The 11,679-nt window shown below is 70.6% G+C and carries 10 protein-coding genes; all 10 read right to left on the reverse strand.

The features are described from left to right. Positions 1-176 precede the first annotated feature (176 nt). A complete protein-coding gene (locus H0S66_RS02360) occupies positions 177-956 on the reverse strand; it encodes an ABC transporter ATP-binding protein (protein ID WP_218876206.1) in 780 nt (259 codons plus the stop codon). Then, positions 953-1,849 (reverse strand): ABC transporter permease, encoded by an 897-nt coding sequence (locus tag H0S66_RS02365; RefSeq protein ID WP_179613955.1) that lies wholly within the window; start codon positions 1,847-1,849, stop codon positions 953-955. Before H0S66_RS02365 ends, H0S66_RS02360 begins: the two co-directional genes overlap by 4 nt. Next, positions 1,842-3,851, reverse strand: a complete 2,010-nt coding sequence (locus tag H0S66_RS02370; protein WP_179613956.1) for a glycosyltransferase — start codon at positions 3,849-3,851, stop codon at positions 1,842-1,844. The genes H0S66_RS02365 and H0S66_RS02370 overlap by 8 nt, the downstream gene beginning before the upstream one ends. Next, entirely contained in the window at positions 3,848-5,062 is a 1,215-nt protein-coding gene (gene glf / locus H0S66_RS02375) for a UDP-galactopyranose mutase (RefSeq protein WP_179613957.1), read from the reverse strand. Before glf ends, H0S66_RS02370 begins: the two co-directional genes overlap by 4 nt. A 6-nt stretch (positions 5,063-5,068) precedes the next feature. Continuing rightward, positions 5,069-5,968, reverse strand: a complete 900-nt coding sequence (locus H0S66_RS02380; RefSeq protein WP_179613958.1) for a glycosyltransferase family 2 protein — start codon at positions 5,966-5,968, stop codon at positions 5,069-5,071. Next, on the reverse strand, positions 5,965-6,900 hold the full coding sequence (locus H0S66_RS02385) for a glycosyltransferase family 2 protein (protein ID WP_179613959.1): 936 nt from the start codon (positions 6,898-6,900) through the stop codon (positions 5,965-5,967). The genes H0S66_RS02380 and H0S66_RS02385 overlap by 4 nt, the downstream gene beginning before the upstream one ends. Before the next feature lie 179 nt (positions 6,901-7,079). Continuing rightward, a complete protein-coding gene (locus H0S66_RS02390; protein WP_180923765.1) occupies positions 7,080-8,369 on the reverse strand; it encodes an HNH endonuclease signature motif containing protein in 1,290 nt (429 codons plus the stop codon). A gap of 160 nt (positions 8,370-8,529) precedes the next feature. Next, positions 8,530-9,591: a 5'-3' exonuclease gene (locus H0S66_RS02395; protein WP_179613961.1), complete on the reverse strand. Its 1,062-nt coding sequence runs from the start codon at positions 9,589-9,591 to the stop codon at positions 8,530-8,532. Between the two features lie 36 nt (positions 9,592-9,627). Then, entirely contained in the window at positions 9,628-11,097 is a 1,470-nt protein-coding gene (locus H0S66_RS02400) for an LCP family protein (protein WP_179613962.1), read from the reverse strand. Positions 11,098-11,156: 59 nt separating this feature from the next. Further along, positions 11,157-11,663 (reverse strand): acyl-CoA thioesterase, encoded by a 507-nt coding sequence (locus tag H0S66_RS02405; RefSeq protein WP_179613963.1) that lies wholly within the window; start codon positions 11,661-11,663, stop codon positions 11,157-11,159. Positions 11,664-11,679: the final 16 nt, after the last annotated feature.

Raw genomic sequence — 11,679 nt, forward strand, 5'->3', positions numbered from 1 at the left:
TGCGCAACTTTCACATGAGTCACATGCGACACGGAAGGGAAACTGAGTAACTACAATCGTGTAATTTCCAGTCGACACGCCGACGACGTCGAGAAAAGTCAATTCGTCGGGGGTCCTGGAGACAGAGAAACGCCGACCCGGCTCGTTCGAACGAGCCGGGTCGGCGTCGGGGTCGATCAGATGTCGGCGCCGAGCTCCTCGTCGTCCTGGTCCTCGTCGTCGGAGTCGTACTTGACGTACTTGATGCCCGCGTCGACGTCGCCGTCGAAGCCCAGGCGCCCGTCCTCGAGCACCAGCACGCGGTCGCACATGCGTCGCACGGAGCCGGCGGCGTGGCTGACGTAGAAGACGGTGGTCCCGGAGTCGCGGACCTCCTCCATCTTCTCCAGGCACTTGCGCTTGAAGGGCTTGTCCCCCACCGCGAGCGCCTCGTCGGCCAGGAAGATGTCGCAGTCGACGTTGATGGCCACCGCGAAGCCCAGGCGGGCGTACATGCCCGAGGAGTAGTTGCCCACGGGCGAGTCGAGGTGCTTGCCGATGTTGGCGAACTCGATGATCTCGTCGAGCTTGCGGTTGGTCTCGCGCTCGCTCATCCCGAAGACGGCGGCGTTGAGGTAGACGTTCTCGCGCCCGGTGAGCTGGGGGTGGAAGCCGGCGCCGGTCGCGATCAGCCCGGCGATGCGGCCGCGGGTCAGGACCCGGCCGGAGTCGGGCTTCATGATGCCGTTGACCAGCTTGAGCAGCGTCGACTTGCCGGAGCCGTTGAGCCCCATCAGGCCGATCGACTCGCCCTGCTCGACGGTGAAGGAGACGTCGTCGAGCGCCTTGAAGGTGTCGCTGATCTGCTGGCCGCGCATCTTGGCGACCGACACCTCCTTGAAGGTGCGGTGGTAGCGCAGCGTGAAGGCCTTCGTGGCGTTCTCCACCACGATCGAGGTCGAGGGTGAGTAGCTCAATTCAACCGCTCCGGGATCTTGTCCTCCAGCGAGCGGAACACCAGCTGGGCGAGCACCAGCACCAGGGCCGAGATCGCGAGCATCACCAGGCCGCGGGTGAAGAGGTGGTCGGGCAGCTCGGTGGCCGCCGTGGCCGCCGGGTCGCTGGTCGTGCCCACCCAGAAGGCGCGCTGGACCAGCAGCACCGCCTCGGCGAGCGGGTTGTAGAGGTAGTACTCCGCGAAGCCCTTGAAGCGCTCCTCGACCAGCGTGAACGGGTAGATCATCGGCACGCTGAAGCGCACGAAGTTGGTCAGGATGCCCACGGCGCTGGCGAAGTCGCGGAAGTAGACGTTGGCGACGCTGAAGAGCAGTGCCAGCGCGGTGCCCAGCGTCATGATGATGCCCAGGGCCAGCAGCAGCGCCAGCATGCCGAGCACGTCGGGCGTCCAGCCGTACGGCACGCACGCGACCACGAGGATCACCAGCTGCGGCGCCACGTGGTAGAGCGAGACCAGCATCGACGCGACTGGGAACATCTCCTTGGGCAGCGACATCTTCCGGATCAGCGCCTTGTTGCGCACGATCGAGCGGGTGCCGGCGTTGAAGGTCTCGGTGAAGAAGTGCACGACGATCAGACCGGTGAAGATGTGGATCGCGAAGTTCTCGGTGCGGTCGCGGCCCAGCAGCAGCGTGAAGATGAAGACGTAGATCAGGAACTGGCTCAGCGGGTTGATGTAGGACCAGATCAGGCCCAGGAACGACCCGGAGTAGCGCGCGCTGATCTCGCGCCTGACCAGCAGCTTGAGCAGGTAGCGGTGCCGGAAGACCTCGAGCAGCCCCTGGGTGGCGGCCGGCGAGGTCAGGGGCGCGTCGACGACGTGGCCCGCCGGCGGGCGGGTCGACTCAGCCATCCGCGTCCGTCCGACCCTCGGTCCAGGGACGGAAGGTCTCCTCCCACGCCTCGGGCGAGGTGATGTGGCCCAGCTCGGAGCGGTACTCCTCGACCAGCCGCGGCCACTCGCGCTTGAGGCGCTCGTGGATCTGCACGGTCTTGGTCATCAGCTCGCGGAACATCTCGGGGTCGCGCTGGTAGAGCGCGGCCGAGGTGCCGTCGTTCATCGACACGATCGCGGAGTCGTAGCGCGCGAGGCGGTACCACTTGGCGTCCATCGCGCGGATCTCCGCCTCGGGGTGCGTGCGCGAGAGCGCGCGCGGCTTCTTCAGCTGCCGGATCGGCTGCAGACCGGCGCTGACCAGGGTCGCGAGGCGCCCGGGGACGGCGGAGTCGTCCTTGCCCTTGCGCGGCGGCTTGCTGCGGCGCACCGGCGCGAAGGCGTCGGGGTCGACCTGCAGCTGGGCGTCGGTGAACTGCTTGCGGGTCGCGTTGACCTCGGCCAGCTTGGTGGGCAGCTGGCGGTGCAGCGCCCGCGGGCCCTCGAGCACGTCGAGCAGCGCCTGGTGGCGGATCTCGACGGTCGAGTACTGCATCGCGACCAGGTGGGCGATCTGGTGGTTGCGGCTCTCGCGGATCATCCGCCCGCCGTGCGGGTACGGCGAGTGCAGCAGCGCCGCGACGAACCGGTTCCGCACGTGGAAGTAGGCCTGCCAGTCGAGCGCGTCGTTCTTGTCGGTCCACGGCACGTGCCACACGGCCGCACCGGGGAAGGTGACGGTCGGGTAGCCGGCCGCCTTGGCGCGCAGGCCGAACTCCGAGTCGTCCCACTTGATGAAGACCGGCAGCGAGAGCCCGATGTCCTCGAGCACGCGGCGCGGGATCAGGCACATGAACCAGCCGTTGAAGTCGACGTCGATGCGCTGGTGCAGCCAACGGGTCGAGCGCAGGTTGCGCGAGGCGAAGTCCCAGTCGCCGAAGACGCCGGGCGCCGACTGCCACCAGAACCGCCAGGGCTGCACGACCTCGCCGAAGCTGTGCAGGCGGCTGCGGGAGTAGAGGTTGAACATGTGCCCGCCCACGATCGTGGGGCGCCGGGCCAGGTCGCCGAAGGTGACGGCGCGGATGATGCCCTCGGGCTCGCAGACGACGTCGTCGTCCATCATCATCGCGTAGGTCGCGGTGCCCTTCTTGACCGACTCGAGCTGGCCGCGGGCGTAGCCGCCCGAGCCGCCGAGGTTCCCCTGCTCCATGATGCGCAGCAGGTCGCCGAGCGACTCGCGCGCCGCCGGCATCTCCGGGGAGTCGACCACCTTGTCGGTGCCCTGCTCCATCACCATCACGGAGTCGAGGTAGGGGCGCAGCGCCTCGTCGTCACCGACCTGCTGGAGCAGCTTGGCGCAGAAGTCGGGGCGGTTCATCGTGGTGATGACCAGGTCGACGGTGCCGTGGGCGGCCCGGTCCTCGGGCACCTCCGCGGTCCACTCGGCCGACTCCACGACGACCTCGTCGTCGCCGGCCACGACGTCGTACCAGTACCAGCCGCCGTCGACGAACGGCTTGAGCGACAGCTCGAAGGTGAAGGTGCCCGAGGTCTCGCCGCCGGTGGTGGCGGTGTCGACGCGCTGGCTGTTGCCGCGCGCCATCGACTTGTAGACGATCACCGTGGCGCCGCGCCCGGTGACGGTGAGGGTCAGCGTCACCGCGTCGACGACGCTCCAGCGCCGCCAGTAGCTGGCGGGGAAGGCGTTGAAGTAGGTGCCGAACGAGAGCCGGTCGCCCGACGGGATGCTCATCGCGGTGCGCGAGACGATCTGGTCGGGGTGCAGCTGGGCGCCGGTGGTCACGCCCTTGCGCATCGTGGCCACGTTGAGCTCTCGGGCCTGGCGGTTGGAGCCGACCTCGTACTTGTCGGCGTCGAGCACGGCCGGCTCGGGGTCGACGTACAGCGGCAGCACGTCGAGGTCGCGGTCGACGGGCAGGACCTGGCGCTGCAGGAGCCGGGTGGTCGTGGTGCTCATGCGTCGACTCCTCCGCTGGTCAGGGTCTCGCCGTCGCGGAAGTGCGGCGCGAGCTTGTTGTCGAACATCGACAGCGCCGAGCCGATCGCCATGTGCATGTCGAGGTACTTGTAGGTGCCCAGCCGGCCGCCGAAGAGCACCATCGGCTCGGCCTTGGCCAGCTCGCGGTACCTCAGCAGCTTCTCGCGGTCCTCGGCGGTGTTGATCGGGTAGTACGGCTCGTCGCCCTCCTCGGCGAAGCGCGAGTACTCGTGGACCACGATCGTCTTGCCGGGCAGGTAGGTGCGCTCGGGGTGCAGGTGCTTGAACTCCAGCACCCGGGTGTGCGGCACGTCCTGGTCGTTGGCGTTGACCACGCCGGTTCCCTGGAAGTCGTCGACGTCGAGGGTCTCGGCCTCCAGGTCGATGGTGCGCCACGACAGGCGACCCTCGGAGTTGCCGAAGTACTCGTCGACGGGGCCGGTGTAGACGATCGGCACGACGCCCTTGTACTGCTCGGCGACGTCGAAGAAGTCGGTGGAGGTCCGCACCTCGATGTTGGGGTGGTCGGCCATCCGGGTCAGCCACGCGGTGTAGCCGTCGACCGGCAGGCCCTCGTAGGTGTCGTTGAAGTAGCGGTTGTCGAAGGTGTAGCGCACCGGCAGCCGCGTGATGATGTCGGCGCTGAGCTCCTTCGGGTCGGTCTGCCACTGCTTGGCGGTGTAGCCCTTGACGAACGCCTCGTACAGCGGGCGGCCGATGAGGCTGATCGCCTTCTCCTCGAGGTTCGTGGCGTCCTCGGTGGCGATCTCGCTGGCCTGCTCGGCGATCAGCGCGCGGGCCTCGTCGGGGGTGTGCGCCTTGCCGAAGAACTGGTTGATCAGGCCCAGGTTCATCGGGAAGGAGTAGACCTGCCCCTGGTACTTGGCGAAGACGCGGTGCTGGTAGCCGGTGAAGTCGGTGAACCGGTTGACGTACTCCCACACCCTCTTGTTGGAGGTGTGGAAGAGGTGGGTGCCGTACTTGTGCACCTCGATGCCGGTCTCGGGGTCGATCTCGCTGTAGGCGTTGCCACCGAGGTGGTCGCGGCGCTCGAGCACCAGGACCTTGAGCCCCAGCTCGTTCGCGCAGCGCTCCGCGACGGTGAGCCCGAAGAAGCCGGATCCCACGACGACGAGGTCGGGGCGCGACTGGTCGGTGGCCTGGGCAGGATCAGTGTGAGGTGCTGGCACGGTCGGTCAGTCTACGGACGAAGGTGGCAGCCGGCGCATCCCACGCGCTGCGCGCATGGCCCGGATCACGTTGCCGGCCTCGGCACGCCCTCCGCGCAGCGGGCTGAGCGCCACCACGGCCAGCGCGATCAGCCACGGCTTGGCCCGCACCAGCGCGTTCTCGCCGTAGCGCAGGTGCACCACGAAGAGGTTGCGGTACATGAAGAAGCCCTTCCAGCCCGCCAGGTCGTGCTGCTGGTCGAAGTCGAGCTGGCGCACCAGCACGGCGTCGCGCAGCGCCCAGATCCGGAAGCCGGCCCGCCGGGCACGCACCGCGAAGTCGACGTCGTCGTAGAAGATGAAGTACGTCGGGTCGGGCAGCCCGACCGCCTCGAGCACCCGGCGGCGCACCATGAAGCCCTCGAAGGCGACGTTCTCGAGCTCGACCCGTTCGGGCATCGCGTCACGGCTCACCCAGTCGGTCTCGACCATGGCCGTCTTGGGCTTGATCGCCAGCGGGTTGGCCAGGTCGAAGCGGGTGGCGGCCTTCTCGCACAGCCGCCCGTGGGAGTCCTCGCGCACCGCCATCAGGCAGTCCTCGTCGGCGGCCAGCAGCACGCCCAGGCAGTCGGTGGCGGGCAGCACGTCGTCGTCCATCAGCCAGATCCGGTCGACGCCGGCGTCGTACGCCGTCCGGGTGCCGAGGTGGAAGCCTCCTGCTCCACCGAGGTTCTCGGCGGTGCGGACGACCTGCAGGCCCGGCAGCGTGCAGGCGGCCAGCACGTCGGGGGTGTGGTCGGTGCTGGCGTTGTCGACGACCACGACGAGCTCGGGGGCGGGGTCGAGGGCACCCAGGCCCTCGAGCATCCGCTCGAGCAGGTCGGCACGGTTGAAGGTGACGACGACGACGCCGGTGGTCTCGCTCATCGCAGGAACCTCTCGTGGCCGGTGAAGTCGCCGCGCAGCCCGGCCAGGGCGGCGCGGGCGCTGAGCACGACACGGCCCGGGTCGCGGCGGGTGAGCAGGTAGAACCAGACCGTCTTGGCCCAGAACATCGCCACGTGCGCCCAGCCGCGGTAGTCGCGCAGGTTGACGGTGTTGTTGCGGGCCATGCAGTAGGCCTTGAGCTCGCTGGGGCTGTGGTTGTAGGTGGTGCGCCCGCCCATCATCGGGGTGCCGAGCTCGCCCACCGAGGGGTGGTGGACGCGGGCGCCGGTGACGGTGGCGATGCGGGCGCCGGCCTTCTCGGCGCGCAGGCGGTACTCGTGGTCGTCGCCCCAGATGAAGAACTCCGAGCGCGGCAGCCCGATCCGCTCGACCAGCTCGCGGGTCACCAGCACCCCGTTGAAGGGGATCACGATGTCGTCGAGGCGCCCCCGCGCTCCCCCGGCGCGCTCGACGTCGGCCAGGCGGTGCACCACGCGGGTGCCGCCGGGCAGCCGGATCGGGAAGACCAACCGGTCGGTGTCGGCCTCGTCGACGACCAGCGGACCCCAGAAGTCGAGCCCGTCCTCGGCCAGCAGCCGGGCCAGGCAGTCGTGCTCGGGCAGGCCGTCGTCGTCCATCAGCCAGACCAGGTCGGCGTCACGTTCGACGGCCCACCCCAGCCCGTCGTGGAAGCCGCCCGCTCCCCCGACGTTGCGCTCGAGCGTGCGGGCCAGCAGCGGCGTACCGACACCGCCCGCCGCCTCGGCCAGCCAGGCGCCGGTGCCGTCGGAGGAGGCGTTGTCGACGACGAGCACCTCGTCGACCTCCGGCACCTCGCGCAGCCGCGCCACCAGCCGCTGCAGCAGCCCCAACCGGTTGAAGGTCACGACCACCGCGACCACGCGTCGAGGGTCGGGGCTGGGGCTCGGCACGGCCCACACCCTACGGCCCCCCACCTCTGGTCGAGCAGCAAGGAGCGCCAGCGACGCGCGTCGTCGAGACCCCGCGAGAACCGCACCCGCCGTACGCCGTGGGACGTCACCGTCAGCGGCACGCCGAGTCGGCGCCAGTTCACGGCGTACGGCGTCTTGTTGCTGCAGGGGGGTGTCTTCTAGGTGCGCCGGTGGAAGGTGACCTGGTTGTCGCCGCCGACCTCGGTCTCGTACTCCGGGTCGTGGATGCGTCGGTGGTGGTAGGGGCACAGCAACCGCCCCCGCTCCACCTTGGTGTGGCCGTCCCTGCACCAGAAGTCCTCGTGGTGGGCGTGGCACATCGCAGGCGGGGCGTCACACCCCTTCGCGGTGCAACCACCGTCACGCACACCCAGGGCAAGACGCTGCGGGACGGTGAAGAGCCGCTGGCTGCGCCCCACGTCGAGCGGCTCGCTCCGGCCGCCCAGCACCACCGGCACGATCCCGGCCTCGCACGCCAGCCGCCGCGCGGTCGCAGCACTCACCCGCCCACCGGTGTCGAGCGTGGCCGCGGCCAACCCATCCTGCAGCGACTCCAGCGTCATCGTCACCACCACGGTCGGGTTCACCCCACCGGCCCGCGGAAGCGCAGCCGGATCGAGGCGCTCCACCAGCTCCACGAACGCAGCCCCCAGGCGCTGCGCGGTCGGACGACGTACCGGCACCGGCGCCTCGTCAGGTTCGTCCTGGTAGTCACCGGTGACACGGGTGGCACGGGTGGCACGGGTGGCGACCTGGTGCTTGGGGGCCGCGAAGGCCAGCAGCGCCCGCTCGAGCACCTGCCCCACGAGCAGCGGCACCGTGAAGGACCCCCTGATGCGACCGTGCCCGTCCTCACGCATCCGGAACACCGAGCTCTTCTCAGCCTCCCGCTCCTCACGATCCAGCAGCTCGGCCTCCCACGCCTCCCCCACCTCCGGGGCGACGACGTCGAGGATCCGACGCCCCAGCACCCGCAACGCCTTCGCGTCGTGCACCTGTGCGAACTCAAGCAACGCTGTCGTGGCCTGCTCGAGGACCGCCGGGGCGAGGTCGTCGGGCAGCGCATCCAACGACGTACAGATCACCGACGCCTGCTCTCCGACCAGGTCCCCACGACCGAGCGCTTCACGCACCGGGACGTGACGCGCCAGTCCCTCGGCCAGGCGTACCTGACGGAACGACTCCCGCTTGGTGGTCCGGGTGACGTTGGAGTGCCACACCGCCAACGACGGCGAGGCGTTGCGCTCCTGCACCCCAACGGTCTCGGCGTGCTCCAGCAGCCGCGAGCGCACCTCGCCCCACCGAGCCTCGAGCCGAGCGACCTCCACCAACGCCTGCGCGGTCTCGGCCTGGCTCATCGACCAGGCCGACACTTCGGCGACCTCGTCCAGCATCGCGTGGGCCCGCGCGACAGCACTCCCGATGGGGTGCGCGGCGGTGGTCGACATGAGTGAAGTATCTCAGCCGCCACCGACAAAGCACCAGGTCAAACCCCGTTTTCCACAGTCGGATCGAAAACTCTTTCGACCCTGGATCTCGAGGTGCGGAAGTGACCGGTCGAGGGTGCAAACCTGACTGCTCGATGATTCAGAAGTGACTGCTCGGCCGTCAGAAGAGGGTGTCCTGGGAGAAGACGGGGGCGGCGGGGGCGGCGGGGGCGAGGCGGGGCGGGGCGGGGGTGGGGGCAGCGCGCCAGCGCGGGTCGGCGTAGGTCGTGCGGTCGCGCTCGGGCGCGCCGGGGGTGGGCTCGGCGAGGGTCAGGGCCCGCACGGCGCCGTTGACGAAGAGGTCGTGGCGCCCGAAGACCGAGCGCACGGCCGACTCGTCGAGCGGCAGCCGCCCCGGCGGCTCGGAGCCCGGGGCGAGCCCGACGTCGACGGTGCGCGCCATGGCCATCACCTCGCGGTTGAGCCAGAACCGCTCGCGGGCCTCGTCGGTGGCCAGCGTGCGGGCGCGGGCCGGGCCCACCGCGGCGCGGCACCGCTCGCCCCCGGCGGCGGCGTCGGCGAGGGCGTCGGCGCCGGTGCCGAGCTCGGCCAGCAGCTTGGCGGCGGTCTTGGCGCCGAAGCCGGCGACGCCGGGCAGGTTGTCGGAGGCGTCGCCGCGCAGGGCGGCGAGGTCGAGGTACTGCTCGGGGTGCACGCCGGTGACCAGCGCGAGGCGGGCGGGGTCGAGCAGGGGCGAGGCGTCGACGCCGCCGTTGAGGATGCGCAGCACCCGCGTGTGCTCGTCGACGAGGGCGAAGCTGTCGCGGTCGGAGGTGGCCAGCACGGTGCGCCACCCCAGCCCGGGTGCCTGGGCGGCCACGCTGGCGAGCACGTCGTCGGCCTCGAGCCCGGGCGGGACCACCACGCCCACGCCCAGCTCGCGCAGCACCTCGCCCACCGAGCCCAGCTGCTCGACCAGGGTGTCGGGCTTGGGGGTGCGGTGCGCCTTGTAGGTGGGCCACCGCTCGCGGCGCACGCTCGAGGCGGGGTCGTCGAACCCGACGACCACCGCGTCGGCCATCGCCCGGTCGACGGCCGCGACCAGCTGCGAGAGCAGGCCGCGCACCGCCCACGCGGGTCGGCCCGCCGCGTCACGGAACCCGCTGCGCGCCGAGGCGTGGTAGGCGCGGTGCAGCAGGGAGTTGCCGTCGACGACGAGCACGGTGCGCGGTTCGGAGGACATCGCCCCCCAGGCTAGGTGCCGGCGCCGACCGCCGGCTCAGCAGGCGTTGGACAGGTCGCCGGCCTGGTTGGCGGCGTAGCCCTCCGACAGCGAGCCCACCGACCCGCCGGTCACCGGCTGGGTGCCGGCGGCCGGCTCCTTCTTCGCCTTCGTCGTGGCCGCGGCGCTGCCCTCGGCCTTGTCGATGGCCGCGGCGACCTTGCGCTGCACGAGGTCGATGTCGGGGTCGGCGGTGTTGACCATCGGCGGCACCAGCGAGAGCGTCGACATCTTCTGCTCCTTCGCCTTCATCGCCAGGCCCATGAACCGGTCGAGCTCGGAGGCGGGCAGGTTGGTCGAGATCATCTCCGAGGACGCCTGCGCGATCTTCTCGAAGTTCTGCAGCGCCGACTGCGGGCTGACCTGCTGGAGCATCGCGTTCATCACGCACTTCTGCCGCGCCATGCGCGAGTAGTCGTCGGAGCCCTCGCGGGCCCGGGCGTACCAGAGCGTCTCGAAGCCGGTCAGCGTGCGGGTGCCGGGCTCGATGTAGTCGTAGACGTCGGAGCCCAGGCCGCCGACGGGGATCGGCTGGCGCACGGTGAGGGTCACCCCGCCCACGGCGTCGACGAGGTCCTTGAAGCCCTGGAGGTTGACCATCGCCCAGTAGCTGACCTCGAGGCCGGTGATGCCCTCGACGGCCGAGACGGTGGCCTCGATGCCGGGGTCGGTGTCGTCCTCGTCGCCCTCGAAGAGCTCCGCGTGGTCCTGGGCCCAGGTGCTGACGCCGTTGAGGTAGTCGGCGTCGAAGCCGTTGGGGAACTGCTCGGCCATCACCGATCCCTCGGCGAAGGGGAAGTCCTGCATGTTGCGCGGCAGCGAGACCAGCACCGTGCGGCCGGTGGTGGCGTCGATCGAGGCGACGGTCAGGGAGTCGGGGCGCAGGCCCCAGCGCCCGGCGCCGGAGTCACCACCCATGAGCAGCACGTTGAAGCGCCCGTCGGCGGAGCCGGCCACCTCGCTGGAGCCGAACATCGTGACGATCAGGTCGCGCTGGACGCCCACCAGGTGGGCGCCGAAGAGCAGGGCGCCGGCGACGCTCAGCGAGAGCACGCCGTTGACGCCGACGGCGGCGCGCCGGTGCGCCAGCCCGAGGCTCAGCGGCTGGCCCAGGCGCCAGGCGTCCATGAAGAGCACTGCCCAGCCCACGGCCCCGGCCAGCAGCGCGGTGCGCAGCACCAGCAGCAGCCACGCCTCCGAGCCCAGGCTCACGGCCCGGGACGGGTCGAGCAGCACCACGAACCCGGTGAGCAGGGTGACGGCCACGACGACCAGCCAGACCCGCAGCGCCAGGCGACCGACCCGCCGGTTGCCGGCGACGAGCTGGGCGGAGCCGGGGGCGACCAGCGTCATCGCCATCAGCGACAGGGCGCGCCTGAACCGCACCCGCGCAGCGCGGTCGGCGGCGCTGGTGCGTGCCGGGGCCTCCTGGCCGTCGAGCACCCGGGGGGAAGAGACGGGTGGCATCGAGATGCCTTCCTGCTGGCGGATCGTGTACGTCCCAGCAGTATCACCAGTCCCAGCCGTCACGACGGTGCGCCGCGCCGACCCTCCTCGATCTCGCTCCTGCGGGCGAGGCGGTGCGCGCGCCGGATCTCGGCCTCGCGCAGCCGGCGCTCGTCCTCGGCGTCCTCGGGCAGCAGCCCCGGCACCGGCCGGGAGGCGCCGTCGGCGTCGACGGCCACGAAGACGAAGTACGCCGACGCGACGTGCAGCGACCCGACCGACGGGTCGTTCCAGGGCTGGGTCTCGACCCGCACCCCGATCTCCATCGACGAGCGGCCCGCCCAGTTGACCTGGCCCAGGGTGCGCACGATGTCGCCCACGTGCACCGGGCGCAGGAAGACCATCTCGTCGAGGGCCGCGGTGACCGCCGGTCCCCCGCTGTGGCGCTGGGCGACCGCGCCCGCCGTGGAGTCGGCCAGCTTGACCACCTCGCCGCCGTGGATGTTGCCCAGCAGGTTGGCCTGCGCGCTCGAGGTCATCACCGCGAGCGAGACACGGGCGAAGGACGAGGCGCGGGGTGCGGTCATGGCGGCACGGTAGCCT

Origin of the sequence: Nocardioides marinisabuli, assembly GCF_013466785.1 — a bacterium.
GTDB classification, from domain to species: Bacteria; Actinomycetota; Actinomycetes; order Propionibacteriales; family Nocardioidaceae; genus Nocardioides; species Nocardioides marinisabuli.